Origin of the sequence: Micromonospora sp. NBC_00898 (genome assembly GCF_045207895.1) — a bacterium.
GTDB lineage: Bacteria > Actinomycetota > Actinomycetes > Mycobacteriales > Micromonosporaceae > Micromonospora.
In genome coordinates, this window is sequence record NZ_CP108775.1 from 442,283 (window position 1) to 466,635 (window position 24,353).

A 24,353-nucleotide genomic window follows, 5' to 3' on the forward strand; every position below is an offset into this window, starting at 1 on the left:
GCCTCAGCAGGCCACCGCGGGCCCGGTGTCGGCAATCGGACGCCGGCCCAGGGCCAGCAGGCCGGGCGCCTCGTTGCGCAGCGCGAAAGTCCGCACCTCGGCCAGCGGCGCCCCGGCCGCCGCCCGATCACCGGCCCGGTCGAACTCCGCGACGGCCAGGGCGAGCGCCAGTATCCGGTCGGTCACGTCCGGGATCCGTGCGTAGATCTCGGCGCCGGCCAGGTGCAGCTCACCGGCCCGCCGGTGATCGCCGTCGGCCGCTGCGAGCGCACCGGTGACCGTCCGCAGCGCCGCCTCCGACCACGGCGTGCGGTGTCCCAGCCGATCGAGCATCGCGCGGACCCGCACCGCCGCGTTCCGGCCGGCCAGGGCCGCCGCGTACGCCGCCGCGGCGATCCACTCGCCGCTGGCCAGCGCCGGCACCGCCGACCAGGAGTCGGCCAGCTCGTCGACCAGCGCCGCCGCCTCGGCGGCCCGCCCCTGCAGGGCCCGGCAGAGCGCCGCCATGCCGAGCATCGTCCAGTGCGGCCGGTGGAAGCCGCTGCGGCGGGCGGTGTCCAGCGCGGCGGCCACGTCGTCGCGGTGCGGCGGCGGCTCCGCGCGCCGGTCCGTGCCGTCCCGCTGCGCGGGCGTGGGCCGGGACGCCGGCGGGACCGGCTGGCCGCGCAGCACCAGCAGGCAGGAGCGCAGCCCGCGGACCTGCATGTCCCAGCCGCCGGTCGGGGTGTCCACGAACGCGTCCGCGGCGGCGAGCAGACGGGGGAAGTCCCCGTCGAAGTACGCTCGCATCGCCTCCCCCGAGTAGCTGGTGGTCAGCGTCTGCCCGCTGGCCGTCCGCGCCGGCGCCGCCGACAGCAGGGCGTCCGAGCGCAGCCAGTCGCCCTCCTCGCGGACCGCGTACGCGAGGTTCTGCACCGCTCGGTGCAGCGCCAGCAACTGCTGCGCCCGGCTGAACTCGACGATCGCGTACAGCTCGTCCAGGCCGACCCGGTCGCCGGCCTGGTAGCGGGCGGTGGCCGCGGTGATCCGGGCGTTGGTGCGGGTCTCCGACAGCCCCAGCCGCTCGCCGATCTCGGCCGCCGTCTCCGCCGCGGCGACCGCCGCGTCCCGCTCGTAGTTGAGCATGTGCAGCCGGCCCAGCTCGGCGTACGCGTCCGCCTTCTGGGCGCCGTCCGGCAGCGGCTCGAACAGCGCCACCGCCCGGTCCAGGCAGGCCACCGCGGTGGTCCGGTCGGCGCGCAGCCAGGCCGCCTGGCCGAGCAGCGTCCAGGCCCGGGCGGCGCAGGCGTCGTCGCCGTGCGCGAGCAGCCGGTCGGCGAGCGTGTGCAACTGCTCCGGCCCGCCGCCGGAGAGGAAGGTGTTGCCGTCCCGGTAGAACGAGATCTCGGTGCTCAGCAGCTCCAGCTGGAGCCGGCCGACCGGATCGCCGTCGTCGGCCAGGCCGAGCGCGCGGCCCGCGTGGCCGGCGGCCGCGTCCAGGCCGTGCAGCGCGTACGCCCGGCGGGCCGCCCGGTGCAGCGCCGCGCGGGCCGGGCCGGCGTACCGGTGGGTGTCCATGCCCAGCGTCCGGGCGATCTCGTGCGCGGCCCACCGGTGGTGCGCGAGGACCTCCGCCAGGTCGGTGTCCCGGCTCTGCGACAGCGCGTCCAGCCAGTCCGCCGTCCGCTCGTGCCGGGCCACCCGCTCGGTACGCGGCAGCCGCTGGTAGCAGACGTCCCGGACCAGCACGTGCCGGAACCGGAACTCCGGCTGCCCGGCCATCGTGGACGCCGCCTGCTCGTGCACGAAGTCGCGCTGCTCCAGCCGGCGCAGCGCCCGCTCGACCGACTCCACCGCCAGCCCCAGGGCGGCCGCCACCGCGCCCGGCCAGAACTGCACCCCCACCACCGAGGCGGCCAGCAGCACCGCCCGGTCCTTGGCGTCGAGCAGGTCCACCCGGTTGGCGATGACCGCGTGCACGCTCTCCGGCATCGGCAGGTCGAGGTGCTTCTCCAGCGACCAGCCGCGGCCGGACTGGCGCAGCGCACCCTGCTCGATCAGCATCCGCACGTACTCGTGGGCGTAGAGCGGGTTGCCGCCGGCCACCTCGACCAGCGGGCTGAGCATGTCGGCGGCGAAGGCCGCCTGGCCGAACATGTGCGCGTAGAGCGAGGCGATGCCGGTGTCCCGCAGCGGCGGCAGGGTGATGGTGACCGAGCCGGTGATCGTCCCCGCCCAGCTCGGGTCCCGGTCGACCAGCTCCGGCCGGGCCGTGCAGAGCAGCAGCAGCGGCACGTCGCGGGCGGCCGCGCCGAGCAGCTCGACGAAGCGCAGCATCGCGTCGTCGGCCCAGTGCAGGTCCTCGAAGACCAGCACGGTGGGTCGGCGGGCGGCGAGCGCCAGCAGGAACCGCCGCCACGCCGACTCGGCCTCCTCGGCCGGCAGTGTGGTGCCGGTCAGCCCGACCAGCGGGCGCAGGGCGTCCACGATCCGGTCCCGCTCGCCGGGGCCGACCAGCTCGGTCACCGCCGAGGCGAGCCGCTGTGCCGCGGTCGACGCGGGATCGGTGTCCAGGATGCCCGCCTCGGTCTTGACCACGTCGGCCAGCGCGGCGAACGTGACGTTCTCGCCGAACGGCGGGCAGCGCCCGGTCCGCCAGGTCAGCGGCTCGTCGACCAGCCGCCCGGCGTGCCGGTACAGCTCGCGGACCAGCCGGCTCTTGCCGATGCCGGCCCGGCCGAAGACGGTCACCACCTGCGGCAACCGGTCCCGCAGCGACCGGTGCAGGGCGTTGACCAGCAGCCCCAGCTCGTGCTCGCGGTCGATCAGCGGGGTGGTGTCGGGCTCCCGGTCGGTCGGCTGCCGCCGGACCGGGGACAGCGCCAGCCAGACCTCGGTGGGGGAGGAACGCCCGCGCAGGGTGACCGGGGCCTGCTCCTCGTAGCGGATCGCGTCCTTGGTCAGCGCGTGGGTGGTGCCGCAGACCAGCACCCCGCCCGGCGGCGCGACCGACTGCATCCGGGAGGCGGTGTTGACCACGTCACCGGCGACGATGGCCTGCCCGCCGTCGCGGGCCGCGGCCACGTCGACCAGCGCCTCGCCGGTCGCCACCCCCACCCGGAAGCGCAGCTCGTCGGCACCGGTCGGGGCGAACCGGGTCAGCACCCGCTGCAGCTCCAGCCCGGCCCGCACGCAGCGCAACGCGTCGGTCTCGGTGGCCACCGGGGCGCCGAAGAGCGCCATCACCGCGTCGCCGATGTACTTCTCGACCACGCCGCCGTACTGGCCGACCACCCGCTTCGCGGCGGAGAAGAAGCCGGTCTGCATGCCGCGGACCTGCTCCGGGTCGGCCCGCTCGACGTACGGCGTGAAGTCGATCAGGTCGACGAAGAGCACGCTGACCCGGCGGCGGTCCTCCTGCGGCGCCGCGGCGGGGCGCCGCGTCCCGGTCCGGGGCGCCCCGCACGAGGTGCAGTACGCCACGTCGGCGGCCAACGGACGCAGGCAGTGCGGGCAGACGGCGCCCAGCTCCGCGCCGCAGCCACCGCAGAAGCGGTCGCCGTCGGCGGCGGTACGTCCACAACGGTCACACTGCGCGGAGATGACACCCTCCACTGGTGGATCTGCCGGCCGCCCCGCAGCCGGGCGCCGCGCCCCCCGCGGCGTCCACCGTGAGTATCACCGCCGACGATGCTGTCAGGTACCGGGCTGTTGGCTTGTGGACAGTACGCCGGACGTGTCAAGAGCTACATTCAGGCGGCCGAATGCGACCGCGATCAAGGGGGATACTGCCATGGTGTACGTGAAGCTGGAGAGCGACTGGACCGACGCCGACGGGGTCGCCCACTCGGCGGGCGAGTCGGTCGACGTGGACGCCGCCACGCTCGCCGCACTGCAGGCCGACGGGATCGTCAGCGAGGGGTCCGGCGGCGGCAAGGACACCACCGACTGGGCCGGCCCGGGCAGCACCACCGCCTGGGCGGGGCCGGGCAGCGCCGGGGTCTGAGGACCGCGCCGACGAGGGGCCGGGGTGGCCTCGCCACCCCGGCCCCTCGCGTACGGCTCAGCGGTCGTTCATGCCGGCGCGGCGGCGCAGCGCGGCCACGTCGGTGACGACGATCCGGCGCCCCTCGGTACGCAGCCAGCCGCGGCTGGCGAACGAGCCGATCGCCTGGTTGACGCTCTGCCGCGACCCGCCGGCCATCTCGGCGAGCTGGCTCTGGTTGAGCTCGATCGTGATCATTGGGGCCTGGCTCTCGCCGGCCAGCCGAACCAGCGTCTTGGCCACCCGGCCGGGCAGGTCGAGAAAGACGTGGTCGGCGTTCTGCTCGGTGAGCCGGCGGATCAGCCCGCCGAGCGAGCGCATCACCGCGTCGAGGATCCGCGGGTTGGAGTGCACCAGCTCCATGAAAGCGCCTCGGCTCAGCGCCAGCGCGGCGGTGTCCTCGATCGCCTCGGCGGACGTCGACCGGGTCGAGGCGTCCAGCAGCGAGACCTCACCCAGCACGTCCGGCGGACGCATCACGGTCAGGATGGCCCGTTCGCCCGTCGGGGCCGTCCGGAACACCGCGACGGCCCCCCGGCGCAGCACGATCAGCGACTCGCCGGGATCGTTCTCCACGAACAGCAGCTGACCCTTGCGGTAGGTGCGGGGCACCGCCGCGGCGATCACTCGCTGTCGCACCTCCGCTTCGAGGCCGGCGAACATGTCGACGCCCGTGAGCGCGTCACCCGGCTCCGGCAGGCGAACCTCCACGGCCCAACCCCTCCCCGGTCAAGGACCACAAATCGCAGCCGGGTGAACCTGACAGCCCCCGGTACGAGGTTCTGAACCGGTTCGGCGTCCGGTAGCGGTACACATCAGATCATGACGGTCCGGTTGCGTGCTGTACACCCCTGGAAACACTTCCGTGACCCTGCCGAGCTGCGGCGCAGGGACGGCGGCCGGCCCGTCAGGTGCCCCGCCGCCCGGCGCCCGTCGGGCGTGGGCGAGGATGGCGGGGATGGTCTACCGCTACTTCTACGACTGCGAATTCATCGAGGACGGCCAGATCGTCGACCTCGTGTCGATCGGCGTCGTCGACGAGTACGGCCGTGAGTTCTACGCGGTCTCCACCGAGTTCGACGACTCCCGCGCCGTGCCCTGGGTGCGCCGTAACGTCCTCGACAAGCTTCCCTCGCCGGCCGACCGGGCCTGGCGCTCTCGGGAGCGCATCCGCGACGAGCTGTACGACTTCCTGCTGGAGCCGATCCGGGACCGGCCGGGCGAGCAGCTCGAACTCTGGGCCTGGTTCGCCGCGTACGACCACGTGGTGCTGGCCCAGCTCTGGGGCGCGATGCCGGCACTGCCCCGGGAGATCCCCCGCTTCACCAAGGAGCTGCGCCAGCTCTGGGACGACCGGGGCCGCCCGAAGCTGCCGGACGCCGAGGCGGACCGGCACGACGCCCTGGTCGACGCCCGGCACAACCTGGCCCGGTGGCGGGCGATGGCCCGGCGGTGATCTGTCCGGATCGTGACGTCCCGCAGGTTTGACCGGTTCTGTCCCGGGCACCGTTCGGCATCGAGCCGATGCGAGGGAGTGCCGTAATGAGCCAGGAGCCGACCAGCGCCGAGGAGGCCCGCGGGCGGGTCACCGAGCTGATCAGGGACGCCCGGATCTGCCTGCTGACCACGACCGCCGTGGACGGCCGGCTGGTCAGCCGGCCGATGGGCCTGCAGGCCGCCGAGTTCGACGGCGTTCTGTGGTTCTTCGCCTACGCCGACTCCGCCAAGGTCCGCCAGATCCGGGTGAACCCGCAGGTCAACGTCGGTTTCTCCGACCAGCGGCACCACGCCTGGGTCGCGGTGGCGGGCACCGCCCAGGAGGGCTGGGACCGGGACCGCGCTGAGGAGCTGTGGAACCCCCTGCTGCGGACCTGGTTCCCGGACGGCCTGGACGCCCCGGGCATCACGCTGATCAAGGTGCGCGCCAGCTCGGCCGAGTATTGGGAATCGCCCGGCAGCACGGTGGTCAACCTGCTCGGCTTCGCCAAGGCGGCGGCGACCGGGCGGTCGCCGAAGGCGGGCGAAAACCACGAGGTCAGCTACTGACGGGTAGCCCCGTCCGGCGGTCGGAACGGGCCGGGGCGCGGTGTCGGCGTACCCCCACGCCGACTACAGTGCGCACTGACGGCCCGCCCCGGGCCGGCAACGGCGCCGATGGTCTGATCTGACACATATCCTGGGGCTTATCCGGGCTTCACCTGATGCTCCAGGAGGATGAGCAGATCATGCGTATCGGCGTGCTCACCGGCGGTGGCGACTGCCCAGGTCTCAACGCGGTCATTCGGGCGGTGGTCCGCAAGGGCGTCGCCACCTACGATCACGAGTTCGTGGGCTTCCAGGACGGCTGGAAGGGCCCGCTCGAGGGGCTGTCCAAGCCGCTCGGCATCGCGGAGGTCCGCGGCATCCTGCCGCGCGGCGGCACCATCCTCGGCTCGTCCCGCACCAACCCGTTCAAGATTGAGAACGGGGTGGAGCGGATCAAGGACAACCTGGCCGCGCAGGGCGTGGACGCGCTGATCGCGATCGGCGGCGAGGACACCCTCGGCGTCGCCACCAAGCTCCACGAGCTGGGTGTGCACGTGATCGGCGTGCCGAAGACCATCGACAACGACCTGGGCGCGACCGACTACACGTTCGGCTTCGACACCGCGGTCAACATCGCGATGGAGGCGATCGACCGGCTGCACACCACCGCGGAGAGTCACCACCGCACCCTGGTCGTCGAGGTGATGGGCCGGCACGCCGGCTGGATCGCCCTGCACGCCGGGCTCGCCGGCGGCGCCAACGTGATCCTGCTGCCGGAGCGGCAGTTCGACGTCGACCAGGTCGCCGGCTACGTCGAGAAGCGCTTCCAGCACCAGTACGCCCCGATCGTCGTGGTCGCCGAGGGCGCCCAGCCGCTGGACGGCCAGATGGTCCTGCACAACCAGGAGCTGGACTCGTTCGGCCACGTCCGCCTCGGCGGCATCGGCCAGTGGCTCGCCGAGCAGCTGGAGGCGAAGACCGGCAAGGAGGCCCGCACCGTCGTGCTCGGCCACATCCAGCGCGGCGGCACCCCGACCGCGTTCGACCGGGTGCTCGCCACCCGGCTCGGCCTGCAGGCCATCGACGCCGCGCACGAGGGCGACTGGGGCAAGATGGTCGCGATGCAGAGCACGGACATCGTCCGGGTCCCCCTCGCGGAGGCCACCCGTGAGCTGAAGACCGTGCCGCTGGAGCGGTACGCCGAGGCCGAGGTCTTCTTCGGCAGCTGATCGACGGCAGGCGGCGCGGCGGTCCCGCGGGGGACCGCCGCGCCCCGGCTGGCAGGCGAGAGGGGTACGGCGGAATGGCACCCGAGGTGCACACGGTCGCGGTGATCGGCGCGGGCAAGATCGGCGAGCTGATGCTCTCCGGTCTGCTCCGCTCCGGCTGGCCGGTGGAGCGGCTGCTCGCCACGGCCCGGCGGCCCAGCCGCGCCGAGGAGCTGACCGCCCGGTACGGCGTCCGGGTGGTGGACAACCTCACCGCGGTGGACGAGGCGGCGGTGCTGGCCATCTCGGTCAAGCCGCAGGACGCCGCGGCGCTGCTCGACGAGATCGGTCCCAAGGTCCCGGCCGACAAGCTGGTGATCTCGCTCTGCGCCGGCCTGCCCACCACCTTCTTCAACCGCCGGCTGCCCGAGGGCACCCCGGTGGTCCGGGTGATGACCAACACCCCGGCCCTGGTCGACGAAGCGATGAGCGCCATCTCGGCCGGCGCCCACGCCACCGGTGAGCACCTGGCGCTCGCCGAGGAGATGTTCAAGCCCCTCGGCGCGACCCTGCGGGTCCCCGAGTCCCAGCAGGACGCGGTGACCGCCCTCTCCGGCTCCGGCCCGGCCTACTTCTACCTGCTGGTCGAGGCCATGATCGACGCCGGCATCCTGCTCGGCCTGCCCCGGCAGGTGGCGCACGAGCTGATCGTGCAGACCGCGATCGGCTCGGCGGTGATGCTGCGTGACTCCGGCGAACACCCGGTCAAGCTCCGCGAGGCGGTCACCTCGCCGGCCGGCACCACCATCTCCGCGATCCGGGAGCTGGAGAACCACGGCGTCCGGGCCGCCCTGCTGGCCGCGCTGGAGGCCGCCCGGGACCGCGCCCGCGAACTGGCCGCCCAGGCCGACTGACGCCGGCCGGACTCGGGCCGGCGAACCGGGCGCCCAGGCCGCGTGGGTCCCCGCCCCGGGCGGTGGGGGCGAGCGGTGGCCCGCCGTGGCGCATACTGGCGCGGTGTTCACTCTCGCCCAGGCGCGCCATCTGGTGGCCACCCTGCGGCCGCGCGTCGACGAGTTGATCCGGCTCCGGGCCGACCTGGCCGAGCTGCGGGTCGACCTGGCCGACCACGGGGCCAGCGTGCTCGGCGGGCTGGCCGAGGTGAAGGCCCTCGAAGCCCGGCTGCACGCCATCGTGGACGAGTTCCACACCCATGAGATCCAGGTCAAGGGGATCGCGCCGGTGCTGCTGGACTTCCCCGGCGAGCGGGACGGCCGCCAGGTGCTCTGGTGCTGGCTGGAGGGCGACTCCGACGTGCGCTGGTACCACCGGGTGGAGTGCGGCTTCGCCGGCCGGCACCCGGTCTGACCGGGGACCGGCCGCAGCGCCGCCAGCCGACGGGCGAGCCGGCGTCAGCCGAGGGAGGCGAGCCGGGACAGGTCGACGTTTCCGCCGCTGAGGACCAGGACGGTCCGGTCGCCGGGGGCCACCTTGACCAGACCCGCGCGCAGCGCCGCCAGGGTCACCGCGGCGGCCGGCTCGACGAGCAGCTTCGTCGCGTCCACCAGGTCGGACCAGGCGGGCAGGATCGACTCCTCCGGCACCTCCACCAGGTCGTCGACGAGCGCCCGGACGTGGGCCAGGGTGTGCCGACCGGCGAACGGGGCGGCCAGACCGTCGGCGACGGAGACGGGCCGTACCGGCGGGGTGGGCGTGCCGGTGCGCAGGGCGTACGACATCGCGTTCGCGCCGTCCGGTTCCACCCCGACGATCCGGGTGGTGGGGGACGCCTTCTTCACGGCCGCCGCGATGCCGCTGATCAGGCCCCCACCGCCGACCGGCACCAGCACCACGGCCGGGACCGGACCGTCGGCCAGCAGCTCCCGCCCGATGGTGGCCTGGCCGGCGATCACGTCGGGGTCGTCGAAGGGCGGCAGCAGGTGGTAGCGGCGTTCGGCCGCGAGCCCTTGCGCGGTGTCCAGCAGGTCGTGGGTGAGGACCACCTCGGCGCCGAGCCGGCGGACCGTGTCCACCTTGGTGGGCACGGCGCCCGGCGGCATGCAGACCACGGTGGGCAGTCCGAAGGCGCGGCCGACGAAGGCCACCGCGATCGCGTGGTTGCCGGCGGAGAAGGCCACCAGCCCGGCGGGCATGCCCTCGCGTTCGGCGCGGGCGAGCAGCGCGTTCATCGCGCCCCGGGCCTTGAAGCTGCCGGTGTGCTGGAGGTTCTCCGCCTTCACCGAGATCCGCAGGCCCAGTTCCGCGTTGAGCGGGGCGGCCGCGAGCAGCGGGGTCCGGACCACCCGCCCGTCGAGGCGCTTCTCGGCCGCCGTGATGTCGTCGCCCGTCACCAGCCGCATTCGCGGGAGCCTAGCCCGCCGGGCGGCGCGGCGGAGCCCGCGGGGGGTCAGCCGGGCAGCGGGTCGGCCGGGGACTCGGCGACCGCGAAGACCACCACTTGTCGCGGTAGTGGCCGCGCCGGCGGTCGAAGTCGCCGCCGCAGGTGACCAGGCGCAACTCCGGCCCGGAGGTGGGGCCGTACACCCGGGCGGTGGGGAAGCGGTCCTTGGCGACGCGCAGCGACCCGGTGACGCGGAACGTCAGCCACCGGGTCGCCCCGCCGCACCTCGACCCGGTCGCCGGGGCGCAGCTCGCCGAGGTGGGCGAAGACGGCCGGGCCGGCGCGGGAGTCGAGGTGGCCGGCGAGCACGGCCGGCCCGGGGTCGCCGGGGGACGGTCCGCCGCCGTACCAGCCGGCCCGGGCGAAGTCGGCCGGGGGGACGAGTGCGCCGGCGCGGTCGAGCCCGAGCACGGTCAGCGGCGAGTCGACGCCGATCCGGGGCACGCGTACCCGGTCCGGTGCGCCCGCAGGTCGGTCCGGGACCGGGGTCGGACAGTCGGTGGCGCAGCCGGGCCGCCAGGCGGCGGCCGCCGGTGGGGCCGCAGCCGATGGCGGGCCGGTGGTGCCGGCCAGGCCGACGCCGGTGCCGGCGGCCAGGCAGAGCGCCACGCCGGCCGCGCCGAGCGCGGCCCGGGGCGCCCGGCGGGCGCGGTGCCGTCGGATCGCGGGGCCCGGCCCGGTGGTCACCAGGTGGCGCGCCGGCGACGCCACGCCACCCCGAGCAGCGCGGCGCCCGCGAGCAGGCCGCCGGCGATCATCGCGTACGTCCCCGCGGGCGGGCCGGCCAGCCCGCCCGCGCCGGTGTCGATGCCCCCGGCCGGGACCACGGTGCCGCCGCTGGCGTCCTGGCGCAACTCGGCGGTGAGTCCGCCGCTCTTCGCGTCGAGCACCAGCAGCGAGTAGACGACTCCACCGTGGAGGTTTACCTCGGTGTCCGTGCTCGGCCCGGTGCCGCCGCCCAGCCGCAGGCGCCAGCGACCCGGCTGGACCTCGCGGTAGTCGGTGGTGGTGGCGAAGCGGACCGCGTCGGCGATGGTCGGCCCGTCGGCGGCGGCGACGTCCAGCACCGGCGCGCGTACCGAGGCCTGCACCACCCGCACCTTGGCCTGCCCGCCGGCGGGGGCGCTCAGGTCGTCGGTGATGACCCGCAGCCCCAGGTCGGCGTGCCGGCCCACCCCGGCCACCGTGTACGCCGCGCCGGGCGTGACCGCGACCTCGGTGGTGAGCACCGGCGGCTGGTCGGCCGGGGCGCCCGCCCCGCGCATCGCCACCGCGTAGCGCCCGGCCGGCAGCGGCAGGTACGCCGACACCACCCCGTACCCGACGCCGGGGAAGACCCGCGGCTCGGCGGCGCCCGGCGCGGAGAGGTAGACGTCCACCGCGGGGGTGTCGGGGGAGAGGTGCGCGAGGCGCACGTACCCGACGGTTTCCTGCCGGGTGGCGGCGCCGGCGGGCGTGGCGGGCGCGGTGAGCGCGGCGCCGAGCAGCAGGGCGCCCGCGGCGGCCAGCAGCCGGCGCGGCGCGGTACGGAGCAGGTGCTTGTCGCCTCCGGGAGCGGTCCGGCCGGTCCGGCCCGGCCTCCAGGGTCCCGTCCACGGGACCAGGCCGCAAGTCGTCCGTCCGGCCGGTCGGACACGCTGTCCGTCCACGGCGGACCCGGCCGGCGGCGACGCGACCCACCCCGGTACGGTCCGGTCCATGATCGAGGCACGTCGGGCGACCGGCGAGGACGCTGCCGAGCTGGTCCGGCTGCGCGGGCTGATGCTGGCGTCGATGGCCGGGACGGAACCGCCGCCGGGCCCGTGGCGGGACACTGCGCGGGAGGCCCTGCGGGAACGCCTGGGCGATCCCGACGGATCGATGACGGCGTTCGTGGTCGACGCCCCGGACGCGCCGGGAACGCTGGCCGCCTGCGCCGCCGGCACGATCGAGCGGCGGCTCGGCGGTCCGGCCAACCCGAGCGGTCGGGTGGGCTACGTCTTCAACGTCTGCACCGACCCGCGCCACCGCCGGCGCGGCTACTCCCGGGCGTGCCTGACGGCGTTGCTGGACTGGTATCACGATCGCGGGGTGCGCACGGTCGACCTGCGCACCTCCGCGTCGGCGCAGCCCCTCTACCGGTCGCTCGGTTTCCAGCTCACCCGCGACCCGGCGATGCGGCTGGCCCTCCCGGCCGATCCGGTGGACTGACCGCCGGGCGCGGCGGTGGCCGCGGGCGTTCCCGACCACCGTGGCCGGTTGTCGGTGGCGAAATCCTTCACGCCACAGCATACGGCTGGCAATGATTTGTATCTATGAGCTTCTATGAGCTTCTGGCGCGAATCACCGGGCTTTCGCAAGATCCCAACTCATTGATATCTATCTCCCACCACCACTTCCCACCCCTGGAGTGCGACGTGCGGAGATCCCGTCTGGTAACCCTCGCCCTGAGTCTGGCGACGTCCCTCGGCGCCACGCTCGCCCTGGCCGTTCCGGCCCAGGCCGCCCCCACCGATCGGTACGTCGCCCTCGGCGACTCGTACGCCTCCGGCGTGGGCGCCGGCAGCTACACCGCCGAGAGCGGCTCCTGCCAGCGCAGCACCAACGCCTATCCCGCCCTCTACAACACCAGCGTCCGGCCGGCCTCGTACCGCTCGGTGGCCTGCTCGGGCGCGCGCACCACGGACGTGGTCAACGGCCAGCTCGCCGCCCTCGGCTCGACCACCACGCTGGTCAGCGTCACCGTCGGCGGCAACGACGTCGGCTTCGCCAACATCATGACCACCTGCGTGCTCTACGGCACCACCGAGTGCGTGGCCGCCGTCCAGGCCGCCGAGGACAAGGCCCGGGCCCAGCTGTCCGGCCTGCTGGCCAACGTCTACAACGGAATCAGGAGTCGCGCCCCCTCGGCCCGGGTGGTGGTCGTCGGCTACCCGGTCTTCTATCAGCTCGACACCCTCTGCGTGGGGCTGGGCGACACCTCCCGCGCGAAGATCAACGAGGGGATCAACCTGGTCGACGACATCACCCGCAGCGCCGCGGCGGCCGCCGGCTTCACCTTCGCCGACGTCCGGTCGATCTTCGTCGGCCACCAGCTCTGCGGCTACGGGGAGAAGTGGCTGCACGCGTTGAACTACACAAACCTCGGCATCTCCTACCACCCGACGGCCGCCGGGCAGGCCGGCGGCTACTACCCGGTCTTCCGCGGCGCGGCCGGCTGACCGGGCCCGCGTCCGGGGCGGGACCGGCCCGTCCCGGACGCGAGGCCGATTGTCGGACCCCGCAGTTAGCCTTCGGTCCTCCACACGGGAGCGGAAGCGGGGGATCGATGGGCACCTGGGCGGCGGGACCGTTCGACAACGACACGGCGGCGGACTGGTGCGGCGAGCTGGACGACGCCGCGCCCGAGCGGCGCCCGGCGCTGGTGGAGCGGGCGCTGCGGGCGGCCCTTGACGAGCCCGGCCCCCTGGATTCCGACCTCGCCGTCGAGGCGGTCGCCGCGGCCGCCGTCGTCGCCGCCCACCTGCCGGGCGTCCCGCGCGTCGACTCGGCGTACGCGCCGGACTTCCTCACCGCGGGCGGGCGGGCGGACCTGCCGGACCGGTTACGGCCGCTGGCCGTCCAGGCGCTCGACCGGGTGGTGGCCGACGACTCGGAGCTGGCCGAGCTCTGGGCCGAGGCCGGCGAGCCGAACGAGTTCGTCGCCGAGCTGGCCATTGTCCGGGCCGCCCTGGCGGGCTGAGCCGGGCCGGTGCGGGCCGCCGTCACGCTCAACGGTCAGCGCTGCGGCTGACCTGACCGGACCGACAGACCCCGGGCGCGGCGTCGCCCCGGGCCTGTCGATCGCCCGGCCCGGCCGGCGGCCCGACCGTGGTTGGCGGCGTCAGGCCGGGAGGACCTTCTCGACGGCGGCGCGCAGCTCGGGGGCGTCCGGGGTCACCGTCGGGGCGAACCGGGCGGCCACCGTGCCGTCGGGGGCGACGAGGAACTTCTCGAAGTTCCACCGAATGTCGCCGGTGTACCCCTCGGCGTCCGGCGTGGACACCAGCTCGCCGTAGAGCGGGTGCCGGGCCGGCCCGTTGACGTCGACCTTCTCCGTGAGCGGGAACGTCACGCCGTAGTTGACCTGGCAGAACTCGCTGATCTCGTCGGCCGTGCCGGGCTCCTGCCCGGCGAACTGGTTGCACGGCACCCCGAGCACCGTCAGGCCCCGGTCGGCGTAGGAGTCCGCGAGGGTCTGGAGGCCGGCGTACTGGGGGGTCAGGCCGCACCGGGAGGCCACGTTGACCACCAGCAGGGCGCGGCCCCGGTACTGCGAAAGGTCGGCGGGGCCGCCGCCGAGGGCGTCGATCTGGACGTCGAAAACGGTCATGTCGCGAGGCTACGCGCCTCCCGGACGGGCCCGGCGGCGACCGCAGAAATCGATGTATGCACATCTTGACTAAGTGTTGACGGCGTGAGTAGCGTCTCAGCATCCAATCTGGAAGGTTTCCTAACTGTTTGGGGAGGCGTCACATGAAGAGATCGCTCCGCCGGGCCCTCTGGGCCGGTGCCGTGGTCGCGCTGGCGGTCGCGGCGGTGCCGATGGCCACCGCCTCCGCCGCCGGCAGCGTGACCGCCACGTTCGCCAAGGTCCAGGACTGGGGGACCGGTCACGAGACGAAGGTGACCGTCACCAACGGCACCAGCGCCAGCGTCGACACCTGGCGCATCGAGTTCGACCTGCCCTCGGGCACCACGATCAGCAGCTTCTGGGACGCCGACGTCACCAGCAGCGGCAACCACTACGTCGCGGTCAAGAAGAGCTGGGCCGGTCCGCTCGCCCCCGGGGTGAGCTTCAGCTGGGGCTACAACGGCACCGGCCCGTACGCCGGGCCGCTGAACTGCACCGTCAACGGCGCGTCCTGCTCCGGTGGCGGCACCCCGACCACCACCCCGCCATCCCCGACGACCTCGCCCACGGCCTCCCCGACCACCCCGCCGCCCACCACGCCGCCGCCCACCGGGGACAAGAAGGTGGTCGGCTACTTCGCCGAGTGGGGCGTCTACGGCCGCAACTACCACGTCAAGAACATCCACACCAGCGGGTCCGCCGCCAAGCTCACCCACATCCTGTACGCCTTCGGCAACACCACGGGCGGCCGGTGCAGCATCGGTGACAGCTACGCCGACTACGACAAGGCGTACACCGCGGCGGACAGTGTGGACGGCGTCGCCGACACCTGGGACCAGCCGCTGCGCGGCAGCTTCAACCAGCTCCGCAAACTGAAGAGGATGTACCCGAACCTGAAGGTGCTCTGGTCCTTCGGCGGCTGGACCTGGTCGGCCGGCTTCACCCAGGCCGCGCAGAATCCGGCCGCCTTCGCCGACTCCTGCTACGCCCTGGTGAAGGACCCGCGCTGGGCGGACGTCTTCGACGGCATCGACATCGACTGGGAGTACCCCAACGCCTGCGGCCTCCAGTGCGACAGCAGCGGCCCGAACGCGTTCAAGAACGTGATCAGCGCCCTGCGGGCGAAATTCGGCTCCAGCGCGCTGGTCACCGCGGCGATCACCGCCGACGGCAGCAGCGGCGGCAAGATCGACGCCACCGACTACGCCGGCGCGGCGTCGAACCTGAACTGGCTGATGCCGATGACGTACGACTACTTCGGCGCCTTCAACGCCCAGGGCCCGACCGCCCCGCACTCCCCGCTCTACTCGTACCCCGGCATCCCCCAGCAGGGCTTCTGGGCCGACGCGGCGATCCAGAAGCTCAAGGCCAAGGGCGTGCCGGCGAACAAGCTGCTGCTCGGCATCGGCTTCTACGGCCGCGGCTGGACCGGGGTGAGCCAGGCGGCCCCGGGCGGCACCGCCACCGGCCCCGCCCCGGGCACCTACGAGCAGGGCATCGAGGACTACAAGGTACTGAAGAACAGCTGCCCGGCCACCGGCACCGTCGCCGGCACCGCGTACGCCAAGTGCGGCAGCAACTGGTGGAGCTACGACACCCCGTCCACCGTCGGCGGCAAGATGACCTATGCGAAGAACCAGGGCCTCGGTGGCGCGTTCTTCTGGGAGCTCTCCGGTGACACCGGCAACGGCGAGCTGATCGGTGCCATCAAGGGCGGTCTCGGCTGAGCCGAGCGCCGACGCACCACCCACCCGGCGGGGAGGGGCCACACCCGTCCCTCCCCGCCCGCACCTCCGTCCAGCCCCGGGCAGCCCGCTCGCGGTGCTTCCGAGGCGAGAACCCGTACCCTCCGGAACGCCCGGTTGAAGTGGGCCGGGTCTTGACCTTGCCGGGCCGGGCGTCGTCAGTCCGCCATGACGCGGAGCCGCTCGACGGCGTCGAGGCGATACCCGACGCCGCGCACGGTGGTGATGATCGGGCCGTGCCCGGCCAGCTTCTGCCGGATCCGCCGCACGTGCACGTCGACGGTACGCGCCCCGCAAAGGTCCTCGTATCCCCAGACCTCGCTCAGCAGCTGTCCCCGGGTCAGCACCTGGTGCGGATGGCGGGCCAGGAAGAGCAGCAGGTCGTACTCAAGCCGGGTCATGGCGGTCGGAGCGCCGTTGAGCAGGGCGGTCCGTCGAACCGGTCGCAGTACGAGTTCCGGCTCTGCCGGTCCGGGCGCGACCCGCAACCGGCGCGCCGGTGCGAGGCGAGCGTCCCGGGGGTGCGCCGTCGCGGTGTCCCCGGCAACGTGGGCCGCCTGGGCGGGGATGTTCTCGATCCGCGCTCCGCCGCGGGCGACCGCGCAGAGCCGCTCGGCGAGGTCCTGGGCGGCCTCCGCGGCGGACTCGACGGCGCGGATCACGATCGAGATCTCGACGGTGACAGCGGGCTCGTCGGCGTCGCCTGCCGTCCGGCCGCGGAGCGGTGCCGGCGGCAGCAGGATGAGGCGGGACGACATGTCAGCCCTGCCGGGCACCCGTGAGCACGGGCGCGGCCTGGATGGGGATGAGGTGCCGGGGCGTGCCGACGGCTTCCGGCTCGACCCGGGGCGCGACCAGGAGCGGGTCGACCTGGATGCGGTCGATGCCCAGCGGGGCCAGCATGGTCCGCAGGGCGGACTCGCAGAGCCGGGTCCACGGCTGGTCCGCGCCCATCGCGTTGGCGAGCTTGTCCGCCGTGGTGAAGGCAAGACCCACCCGCTGCCCCTGTGGGAGCCGGCCGGTCCGCACGGTCAGCAACTGCCGTCCGGGCACGGTACGTACCGGGACGACGTAGGTATCCGGGACCTCGTCCATCGTGGTTGCCTTCCTTCCGTTGTGGCCGCCCGACCGGGCGGCGAAGCCCGACGTTACGACCGGGGTTCGCGGGGACTGCCGCCTCGCTACACGATTCGCACGGCGATCCGGCCAATCACTACGCGTCCTTGACGCCGACTGCGCCGACCGCGCCGACCGCGCCGACCGCGCCGGCTGGCCGCCGCGGCATGGCATCCGCGGTGTCCCGAGACCGGTCACCGGGTGAACCGTTCGAGGTCACGGCTGAAGCGGCGGATGGTGTCCGCGCGAGCCCACGCCGGCGCGGGCACCGCCACGACCGGCACGGCCGCCCGCGTCACGCAGTACCGGGTGACGTGTCCACCGCCCGCACCGAACCGGCCACGACGAGGAGCGCCCACGACGAGGAGATCGGTCTCCCGGCAGGCGTGGTCGACCAGCACCTGCCCGGCGTAGCCCTGCTCCACGACGATCCGCACGGTCACGTCCCAGGGGACGCTGCCGAAAGCCCCGTGGAACACGTCCCGCACGTAACGGTGGGCCGCCCGGGCGTACTCCTCCCGCCAGAGCCGAGGCATGGTGCCGGGACGCCAGAGCGGGGTGAACGTCCACGCCCGTACGGCGTGCAGGTGCGCGCCGTCGCGGCGGGCCAGCTGCACGGCGGTTCGGAGCGCCTGCAACCCGGCGAAGGACCGGTCGACGCCGACGACGATCCGGGGGGCGGGGGACGGGCGGCTCATGCGGGTGACGGGACGCGTGCCGGGGCCGCCTGCGCGGCGGGTGGTTCGGCGGCGTCGGAGAGGTCGAGCGCGCGGAGGATGGTGTGCGTGACGACCACCTCCGCGCCGCCGCGCCGCCGGAGGTCCGCCACGGCGCGGTGCAGCACGGTCAGGCTGGCCGCGGAGAGCCGGACCACGGCGTCGATGTCGGCCGCGATCCACCAGGCCCCCACGGCGCATGGTTCGGTGCGCAGGTAGTCCAGCAGGTGGCTCCCGGGCGTGGCGGTGATCAGCCGGACGCCGACCAGCGCCTCGTGCCGCCGTTCCTGCTCCTCCGGTGCGGTCGGCGGGCCGACCAGCCCGTCCGGCCCCTGGGCCGACGGTGGTCCGGCGTCCGCCGGCACGGGCCCGGGGACCTGCCGTCCCCTCCGCCATGACGTCATGTGAACATCGTTCCGCGACGTTGGCGGCGGTTCGATCGCTGATACGGCGATTTGACGGAGGAGCGGTCTTTCTTGACGCTCCGTTGATGGGTGCGCCCCCTGGGCGACTCAGCGTAGGGAAGTTAACAGAAAATTTCGACCGCGACGGGCGGTTCATGTGCAGGCGCAGATGTGACAGACTCGCCGCTCGGCATGTCCCGATGTCCGCGCCGATGGAAGGAGACCGATGGGCCTGACGCACCCGAGGATGGCGAGCGCCGTCGCCCTGCTCGCGCTCCTGCCGCTCACCCTGGCCGGCTGCGGCTTCGGCGGGGACGACGAGGCCGGCGCCCCGGCGACCCAGGCGCAGCGCGTGCCGGCCGAGGAGGCCGCCGCCAAGTCCCGCGAACGGGTGCAGGCGTACCTCGACGCGATGGCGGCCAAGGACGTCGACGCCGGCCGCAGTCAGCTCTGCGCCCCCATGCAGGAGCCCTTCGACGCCGCCGCCACCGGCCCGAACGGTGATTTCGCCGACCACTTCACCGTCCCGCAGGCGACCATCACCGACGTCCGGTCTAGCCCGCACGGGCAGGAGGTCAGCACCGCGGTCACCGTCGCCGTCGGCAGCCGCAAGGCCACCCGGCCGCTGCTGTTCACCGTCACCCGCAGTGGCGCCGACTGGTGCATCGCCGGCGAGGTCCCGGGCGGCAACACGCCCGAGCCGGGCGTCACCCCCTGACCGGTCACCGGCGCCGACCGGCCGGTGTCGGGGATCTCCCAACTGCCGGAACCGTCCCCCTCGGCGACGGGCGGCCCCGACGGTCGCCGTACGCTTTCTGTCATGCGCCATGAGTGGCATCAGTTGAGTCACCCCGCGGTGGGCAGCCCGGGACTGCAGACCAGTCGTCCGACCGTCGACTCCGCCGAGGACGCGGCCCTCGGCCTGGACCGCTGGCGGGAGCTGCCCCGCGCCCAGACCCCGCCCTGGCCGGACCCGGCCAAGGTCGCCGAGGTCTGCAAGGTGCTCGACACCGTGCCGTCGGTCGTCGCGCCCTACGAGGTCGACCAGCTTCGGCAGCGGCTCGCGCTGGTCTGCGAGGGCAAGGCGTTCCTGCTCCAGGGCGGCGACTGCGCGGAGACGTTCGCCGACAACACCGAGAGCCACCTGCTGGCGAACGCCCGCACCCTGCTCCAGATGGCGATCGTGCTGACCTACGGCGCGTCGCTGCCGGTGGTCAAGGTGGCCCGGGTCGCCGGCCAGTACACCAAGCCCCGGTCGCTGCCGACCGACGCGCGCGGCCTGCCGGCCTACCGCGGGGACATGATCAACTCACTGGAGGCGACGCCGGAGGCGCGGGTCGCCGACCCGCAGCGCATGATCCGGGCGTACGCCAACTCGGCCGCCGCGATGAACATGCTCCGGGCGTACCTGGCCGGCGGGCTGGCCGACCTGCACGCCGTGCACGACTGGAACAAGGGCTTCGTCAAGAACTCCCCGGCCGGCGAGCGCTACGAGGCGATCGCCCGGGAGATCGACCGGGCGCTGGCCTTCATCCGGGCCTGCGGGATGACCGACGACGAGGCGCTGCGCACGGTCACCCTGCACTGCTCCCACGAGGCCCTCGCCCTGGAGTACGACCGGGCGCTCACCCGGGTCTCCGGCGAGCGGGCGTACGGCCTGTCCGGGCACTTCCTGTGGATCGGCGAGCGGACTCGGCAGATCGACGGCGCGCACATCGACTTCATCTCCCGGATCGCCAACCCGATCGGGGTGAAGCTCGGCCCGACCACCACCCCGGACGAGGCGATCGAGCTCTGCGAGAAGCTCAACCCGGACAACATCCCCGGCCGGCTGACCCTGATCAGCCGGATGGGCAACCACCGGGTCCGGGACGCCCTGCCGCCGCTCGTCGCCAAGGTCACCGCGGCCGGCGCCAAGGTGGTCTGGCAGTGCGACCCGATGCACGGCAACACCCACGAGTCCTCGAACGGCTACAAGACCCGGCACTTCGACCGGATCGTCGACGAGGTGCTCGGCTACTTCGAGGTGCACCGCGGCCTGGAGACCCACCCGGGCGGCCTGCACGTCGAGCTGACCGGCGAGGACGTCACCGAGTGCCTCGGCGGCGCCCAGGGCATCGAGGACCTCGACCTGCCCGACCGGTACGAAACCGCCTGCGACCCGCGACTGAACACCCAGCAGTCGCTGGAGCTGGCCTTCCTGGTTGCGGAGATGCTGCGTGGCTGATCTTGTTGATCTTCGGTCCGACACGGTGACCCGGCCCACCGCCGGGATGCGCGAGGCGATGGCCACCGCCGAGGTCGGCGACGACGTCTACGGCGAGGACCCGACCGTCGCCGCGCTGGAGGCCGAGGTCGCCGCGCTCTTCGGGCACGAGGCGGCGCTGTTCGCCCCGACCGGCTCGATGGCCAACCAGATCGCCCTCCAGCTCGTCGTGCGACCCGGGGACGAGCTGCTCTGCGACGCCGACGCGCACGTCGTCACGTACGAGATCGGGGCGGCGGCCGCGTACGGCGGAATCTCGTCGCGGACCTGGCCGGCGGTCGGCGCGGAGATCGACCCCGACGTGGTCGCCGGCATGGTGCGGCCCGACGGCTACTTCGCGGTCCCGACCCGGGCCATCGCGGTGGAACAGACCCACAACCGGGGCGGCGGTGGGGTGATCCCCCTCGCCACCCTGCGTGAGCTGCGCCGGGTCGCCGACGACAACGGCCTCGCCGTGCACTGCGACGGCGCCCGGATCTGGCACGCGCACGTCGCCGACGGCGTGCCCCTCGCGGAGTACGGCGCGCTCTTCGACACCCTGTCGGTCTGCCTCTCCAAGGGCCTCGGCGCGCCGGTCGGCTCGCTCGTCGTCGGCAGCGCGGAGAAGATCGCCCGGGCCCGGTTCGTCCGCAAGCGGCTGGGCGGCGGCATGCGGCAGGTCGGCATCCTCGCCGCCGCCGGCCGGTACGCCCTGGCCCATCACGTCGACCGGCTCGCCTCCGACCACGCCAAGGCGGCCCGGCTGGCCGAGGCGGTAGCCCCCTTCGGGGTGCTCGCCACCGCCGCGCGGACCAACATCGTCCCGCTGGACCTCACCAAGCACCCGCTCGACGCGAAGGCCCTCGCGGCCGCCGCCCGCGCCGAGGGCGTGCTGATCTCGGTGCTCGGCCCGCGTACCGCCCGCCTGGTCACCCACCTCGACGTCGACGACGCGGCGGTCGACCGCGCTGCGACCGTCCTCACCCGCATCCTGCGCGCCTGACCCGCCCGCCGCGCCGGCCGCGTTGATCAAGAGGTTCGCGTCGTCCGCGGTCCGGATCCGGACGCAAACCTCTTGATCAACGCCCGGGTGGGGTCAGGGGTGGAGGCGCTTGAGCGTGGCGATGTCGGCGGCGTGGCCCTCGTGCTTTTCCGTGGGGGTCTCCACCACGATCGGGATGCCGGCGGTGGCCGGGTGGCGCATCAGCTCGGCGAACGCCGGCTCCCCGATGGTGCCCTTGCCGATGTTCTCGTGCCGGTCCCGGGTCGAGCCGACCAGGTCCTTCGAGTCGTTGGCGTGCACCAGCTTCAGCCGGCCCGGTCCGACCGTCGCCACCAGGGTGTCCAGCGTCTCGGTCATGCCGCCCTCGGCGGCCAGGTCGTGCCCGGCCGCCCAGGCGTGGCAGGTGTCGAAGCAGACCCCCAGCCCGGGGTGCCGGTCCACCGCGTCCAGGTACGGGCCGAGCTGTTCCACCCGGGCGGCCAACGACCGGCCCCCGCCCGCGCTCGGCTCGACCAGCAGCAGCGGGCCTCCCGACGCCGCCGTCTCGTCCAACAGCGGCAGCAGCACCTCCCGGACCTGCCGCATCGCCGCCTCCGCGTGCCCCGCGTCCACCGCGCTGCCGGCGTGGAACACCACGCCGCGGGCGCCGATCGCCGCACCCCGGCGGAGCGCGTGCGCCAGGGTCTGCGCCGACTTCTCCACCGTCGCCGGGGTGGGGGAGCCGAGGTTCACCAGCAGGGACGCGTGGATGTAGACCGGGACACCGCGCTCGGCGCAGCCGTCGCGGAACAGCGCGTCCTGGGCCGGGTCACCCGCGGGCAGCGCCCAGCCCCGGGAGTTCGAGACGTAGACCTGCACCACCCCGGAGCCGGCCGCGTCGACGTACGGCAGGGCAGCCTTCGCCAGCCCACCCGAGGTGGGGGTGTGCGAGCCGATCGGCCGGTGCGCGTTCACAGGCAGGTGATCGTGACCGGGGTGCCCGGGGGCACCTGCGAGTTCTCGCCCGGGTTCTGGAAGCGGGCCACGCCGTTCGGGTTGAGCTGGATGTTCGTCGGGAAGCCCTGGCTCTCCAGCACCTGCTTCGCCTGCTGACAGGGCAGGTCGATCACCCGGGGGACGACGACCGCCGCCGAGCCCTTGCTGATGTCCAGCTTGACCTGCGCGCCCTTCTCCACACCGGTGCCGTCCGCCGGGCTCTGCCCGAGGATCTCGTCCCTCGGCTTGTCCGAGTCCTTGTACGTCTCCACCGGGGTCAACCCGAGCTGGGCCAGCGTCACCCGGGCCTCGTTGATGTTCTTGCCGACCAGGTTCGGCACCGAGATGGGTGCCTTGCCCTTGCTCAGCACGACCGTCACCTTGCTGCCCGGTTTGACCACCGTGCCCACCTTCGGGTCGGTGGTCACCACCACCCCGGCGGGCAGGTTGTCGTCGTACCGGGCGGTGCCCTTGGCCACCACCAGCTTGGCGTCGGTCAGCTCCGCCTGGGCCAGCTCGAAGTCCTTGCCCACCACGTCGGGCACCGGCAGCCGCTCCGGCCCCAACGACAGGGTCAGCGTGATGGTGCCGCCCTTGACGATCCGGGCCGCGGAGACCGGATCCTGGCCGAGCACGCTGTCCTTCGGCGCCTTCTCGTCGTAGCGCGGTTCGGCGTACGCCAGGGTGAAGCCGCCCCGCGCCGCCCGCGCCTCCGCGTCCGCCTTGCTCAGGCTCACCAACTGCGGCGCGACCGTGTACCGCCCCACCCCGAACCACCAGCCGCCGATCGCGGCCACCAGGCCGAGCACGACGGCCGCCGCGACGACCGCCAGCCGGCCGCGGGGCGAGCCCATCACGCGGGTACGCAGACCGGCCAGCCCGGCGGCCAGGTCGACGCCCTCCGGTGCGGCCCGGCGGCGGTGCGGGCGCTGCCCGCCACCCTCGGGCAGCCTGGCCCAGGCCGGCCGCTCCGCGGGGCGGACGGCGGCCACCGCCATGGTCGGCTGGGACATCGGCGTGGTGTCGGCGCCGAGCCGCCGCAGCACGGTGGTGTGCGAGTTCGCGTTGCCCAGGTCGTCGCGGGCCACCTGGACCTCGGCCAGCAGCGCGCCCGCGTCGGCCGGGCGGGCCCCCGGATCCCGCCGGGTCGCCCGGGCCACCAGCTCGTCGAGCACCCGGGGCAGGCCGGGCACCAGCGTCGAGGGCGCCGGCACGTCCCGGTCGACGTGCTGCCAGGCCACGTCCACCGGCCGGTCGCCGTCGTACGGGACCCGACCGGTGAGCATCTCGAACAGCACGATCCCGGCCGAGTAGACGTCCGTGCGGGTGTCCGCGCGGCCCTCGGTGACCAGCTCCGGGGCCACGTACGCCACGGTGGCCATCAGCTGGTTGCCGTTCTCCTCCTCGGCGCTCGCCTCGACCGCCCGGGCCAGCCCGAAGTCGGCCACCTTGACGACGCTGTCGACCAGGTTGGCCGGGCCGCCGGTGGGCGCCTCGGCGACCAGGACGTTCTCCGGCTTGACGTCCCGGTGCACCAGTCCGGCCCGATGGGCGGCGGCGATCGCGGCGAGCATCTGCTCGGCGATCGCCAGGGCCTCGTCCGGGTTGAGCCGGCGCCGCTCGGCGAGGACGTCACGCAGGGTGCGACCGCGGACGTACTCCATCACCAGGTAGGGGAGGCCGCGGTGGGTGCCCTGGTCGTAGACCGCGACCACGTTCGGGTGGGTCAGCCGGGCGATGGTCTTCGCCTCGTCCGTGAACCGGGCGACGAAGCCCGCCATCCGGGACCGGGCCTCGGGAGCCTGGGTCGGGTGAATGATCTTGACCGCCACGGTGCGCTCCAGGCGCTCGTCCGTGGCCGTGTACACGGTCGCCATGCCGCCACGGGCCACGCGACCGCGAATGCGGTAGCGCCCGTCGATCAGCGAGCCCAGCAACGTGTCGGCGACCTGTGTGTCCATCGGCAGGCAGTCTATGTGTCGGGAGGGTGAAGGTTGAACAGGATGCTACAGCCGGGGTCGGATCTGCCTTGTCCCGCCGCGCTCGCCCCGTCCGCCGGGCTCCCGGCCGCCGCGTCGGATGGGGGTGCCGTTGCCGGGCCCGCGGCGGGCACGTGGCA

25 protein-coding genes are annotated in these 24,353 nt (G+C 73.9%); 13 read left to right on the forward strand and 12 right to left on the reverse strand.

All coding sequences use genetic code 11. The features are described from left to right. Nucleotides 1-3: 3 nt before the first annotated feature. Nucleotides 4-3,594 carry an ATP-binding protein gene (locus OG799_RS02125; RefSeq protein WP_406042532.1) on the reverse strand — a complete coding sequence of 1,197 codons (3,591 nt, stop codon included), beginning with the start codon at nucleotides 3,592-3,594 and terminating at the stop codon, nucleotides 4-6. 178 nt (nucleotides 3,595-3,772) lie between these two features. Between OG799_RS02125 and OG799_RS02130 the strand changes: the two genes are divergently transcribed. Beyond that, on the forward strand, nucleotides 3,773-3,985 hold the full coding sequence (locus OG799_RS02130) for a hypothetical protein (RefSeq protein WP_406042534.1): 213 nt from the start codon (nucleotides 3,773-3,775) through the stop codon (nucleotides 3,983-3,985). Between the two features lie 57 nt (nucleotides 3,986-4,042). Here OG799_RS02130 and OG799_RS02135 read toward each other — a convergent pair whose 3' ends face one another. Further along, entirely contained in the window at nucleotides 4,043-4,735 is a 693-nt protein-coding gene (locus OG799_RS02135; protein WP_406042536.1) for a Crp/Fnr family transcriptional regulator, read from the reverse strand. A 247-nt stretch (nucleotides 4,736-4,982) separates the two neighbouring features. Here OG799_RS02135 and OG799_RS02140 point away from each other — a divergent pair, with 247 nt between their 5' ends. From OG799_RS02140 to OG799_RS02160, 5 genes are all read left to right on the forward strand, one after another. After that, nucleotides 4,983-5,480 (forward strand): polyadenylate-specific 3'-exoribonuclease AS, encoded by a 498-nt coding sequence (locus OG799_RS02140; protein ID WP_406042538.1) that lies wholly within the window; start codon nucleotides 4,983-4,985, stop codon nucleotides 5,478-5,480. An 86-nt stretch (nucleotides 5,481-5,566) separates the two neighbouring features. Beyond that, nucleotides 5,567-6,070 (forward strand): pyridoxamine 5'-phosphate oxidase family protein, encoded by a 504-nt coding sequence (locus OG799_RS02145; RefSeq protein ID WP_406042540.1) that lies wholly within the window; start codon nucleotides 5,567-5,569, stop codon nucleotides 6,068-6,070. 179 nt (nucleotides 6,071-6,249) lie between these two features. Beyond that, entirely contained in the window at nucleotides 6,250-7,278 is a 1,029-nt protein-coding gene (locus OG799_RS02150; protein WP_406046174.1) for a 6-phosphofructokinase, read from the forward strand. Nucleotides 7,279-7,352: 74 nt separating this feature from the next. Next, complete coding sequence (gene proC / locus OG799_RS02155; RefSeq protein ID WP_406042542.1) at nucleotides 7,353-8,171, forward strand: pyrroline-5-carboxylate reductase; 819 nt, start codon at nucleotides 7,353-7,355, stop codon at nucleotides 8,169-8,171. 103 nt (nucleotides 8,172-8,274) lie between these two features. Continuing rightward, complete coding sequence (locus OG799_RS02160; RefSeq protein WP_406042544.1) at nucleotides 8,275-8,625, forward strand: DUF2203 domain-containing protein; 351 nt, start codon at nucleotides 8,275-8,277, stop codon at nucleotides 8,623-8,625. 44 nt (nucleotides 8,626-8,669) lie between these two features. On the opposite strand, the gene OG799_RS02165 is transcribed toward OG799_RS02160, so the two are convergent. From OG799_RS02165 to OG799_RS02175, 3 genes are read right to left on the reverse strand one after another with little or no spacing between them, the layout of a single operon-like run. Beyond that, a complete protein-coding gene (locus OG799_RS02165) occupies nucleotides 8,670-9,617 on the reverse strand; it encodes a threonine/serine dehydratase (RefSeq protein ID WP_406042546.1) in 948 nt (315 codons plus the stop codon). A 47-nt stretch (nucleotides 9,618-9,664) separates the two neighbouring features. After that, nucleotides 9,665-10,345: a sortase domain-bontaining protein gene (locus OG799_RS02170; protein ID WP_406042548.1), complete on the reverse strand. Its 681-nt coding sequence runs from the start codon at nucleotides 10,343-10,345 to the stop codon at nucleotides 9,665-9,667. Beyond that, nucleotides 10,342-11,307: a DUF4397 domain-containing protein gene (locus tag OG799_RS02175; RefSeq protein WP_406042550.1), complete on the reverse strand. Its 966-nt coding sequence runs from the start codon at nucleotides 11,305-11,307 to the stop codon at nucleotides 10,342-10,344. Before OG799_RS02175 ends, OG799_RS02170 begins: the two co-directional genes overlap by 4 nt. A gap of 49 nt (nucleotides 11,308-11,356) precedes the next feature. Between OG799_RS02175 and OG799_RS02180 the strand changes: the two genes are divergently transcribed. From OG799_RS02180 to OG799_RS02190, 3 genes are all read left to right on the forward strand, one after another. Beyond that, nucleotides 11,357-11,848 carry a GNAT family N-acetyltransferase gene (locus OG799_RS02180; RefSeq protein WP_406042552.1) on the forward strand — a complete coding sequence of 164 codons (492 nt, stop codon included), beginning with the start codon at nucleotides 11,357-11,359 and terminating at the stop codon, nucleotides 11,846-11,848. 206 nt (nucleotides 11,849-12,054) lie between these two features. Further along, nucleotides 12,055-12,858, forward strand: a complete 804-nt coding sequence (locus OG799_RS02185; RefSeq protein ID WP_406042554.1) for an SGNH/GDSL hydrolase family protein — start codon at nucleotides 12,055-12,057, stop codon at nucleotides 12,856-12,858. A gap of 107 nt (nucleotides 12,859-12,965) precedes the next feature. Next, a complete protein-coding gene (locus OG799_RS02190; RefSeq protein WP_406042556.1) occupies nucleotides 12,966-13,379 on the forward strand; it encodes a DUF4259 domain-containing protein in 414 nt (137 codons plus the stop codon). 141 nt (nucleotides 13,380-13,520) lie between these two features. Here the strand turns inward: OG799_RS02190 and OG799_RS02195 are convergent, their stop codons facing one another. After that, on the reverse strand, nucleotides 13,521-14,009 hold the full coding sequence (locus OG799_RS02195; RefSeq protein ID WP_406042558.1) for a glutathione peroxidase: 489 nt from the start codon (nucleotides 14,007-14,009) through the stop codon (nucleotides 13,521-13,523). Between the two features lie 143 nt (nucleotides 14,010-14,152). Between OG799_RS02195 and OG799_RS02200 the strand changes: the two genes are divergently transcribed. Next, nucleotides 14,153-15,757, forward strand: a complete 1,605-nt coding sequence (locus tag OG799_RS02200; RefSeq protein WP_406042560.1) for a glycosyl hydrolase family 18 protein — start codon at nucleotides 14,153-14,155, stop codon at nucleotides 15,755-15,757. A 176-nt stretch (nucleotides 15,758-15,933) separates the two neighbouring features. Here OG799_RS02200 and OG799_RS02205 read toward each other — a convergent pair whose 3' ends face one another. The 4 genes from OG799_RS02205 to OG799_RS02220 form a co-directional block, all read right to left on the reverse strand. Beyond that, nucleotides 15,934-16,533, reverse strand: a complete 600-nt coding sequence (locus OG799_RS02205) for a winged helix-turn-helix domain-containing protein (protein WP_406042562.1) — start codon at nucleotides 16,531-16,533, stop codon at nucleotides 15,934-15,936. Between the two features lies 1 nt (nucleotide 16,534). Further along, nucleotides 16,535-16,870: an SAV_915 family protein gene (locus tag OG799_RS02210; RefSeq protein ID WP_406042564.1), complete on the reverse strand. Its 336-nt coding sequence runs from the start codon at nucleotides 16,868-16,870 to the stop codon at nucleotides 16,535-16,537. Nucleotides 16,871-17,085: 215 nt separating this feature from the next. Further along, on the reverse strand, nucleotides 17,086-17,589 hold the full coding sequence (locus OG799_RS02215; protein ID WP_406042566.1) for a universal stress protein: 504 nt from the start codon (nucleotides 17,587-17,589) through the stop codon (nucleotides 17,086-17,088). After that, the gene (locus OG799_RS02220; RefSeq protein ID WP_406042568.1) at nucleotides 17,586-18,011 is read right to left on the reverse strand and encodes a hypothetical protein; all 426 of its coding nucleotides are present in this window, start codon (nucleotides 18,009-18,011) and stop codon (nucleotides 17,586-17,588) included. Before OG799_RS02220 ends, OG799_RS02215 begins: the two co-directional genes overlap by 4 nt. 226 nt (nucleotides 18,012-18,237) lie before the next feature. On the opposite strand from OG799_RS02220, the gene OG799_RS02225 reads away from it, so the two are divergent. The 3 genes from OG799_RS02225 (at nucleotide 18,238) to OG799_RS02235 (ending at nucleotide 21,259) form a co-directional block, all read left to right on the forward strand. Further along, nucleotides 18,238-18,729 carry a hypothetical protein gene (locus OG799_RS02225; RefSeq protein WP_406042570.1) on the forward strand — a complete coding sequence of 164 codons (492 nt, stop codon included), beginning with the start codon at nucleotides 18,238-18,240 and terminating at the stop codon, nucleotides 18,727-18,729. 102 nt (nucleotides 18,730-18,831) lie between these two features. Continuing rightward, entirely contained in the window at nucleotides 18,832-20,238 is a 1,407-nt protein-coding gene (locus tag OG799_RS02230; protein WP_406042572.1) for a class II 3-deoxy-7-phosphoheptulonate synthase, read from the forward strand. Further along, a complete protein-coding gene (locus OG799_RS02235; RefSeq protein WP_406042574.1) occupies nucleotides 20,231-21,259 on the forward strand; it encodes a threonine aldolase family protein in 1,029 nt (342 codons plus the stop codon). The genes OG799_RS02230 and OG799_RS02235 overlap by 8 nt, the downstream gene beginning before the upstream one ends. Before the next feature lie 93 nt (nucleotides 21,260-21,352). Here the strand turns inward: OG799_RS02235 and OG799_RS02240 are convergent, their stop codons facing one another. Then, complete coding sequence (locus tag OG799_RS02240) at nucleotides 21,353-22,213, reverse strand: deoxyribonuclease IV (protein WP_406042576.1); 861 nt, start codon at nucleotides 22,211-22,213, stop codon at nucleotides 21,353-21,355. Then, nucleotides 22,210-24,195 carry a Stk1 family PASTA domain-containing Ser/Thr kinase gene (pknB, locus tag OG799_RS02245; RefSeq protein ID WP_406042578.1) on the reverse strand — a complete coding sequence of 662 codons (1,986 nt, stop codon included), beginning with the start codon at nucleotides 24,193-24,195 and terminating at the stop codon, nucleotides 22,210-22,212. The genes OG799_RS02240 and pknB overlap by 4 nt, the downstream gene beginning before the upstream one ends. Nucleotides 24,196-24,353: the final 158 nt, after the last annotated feature.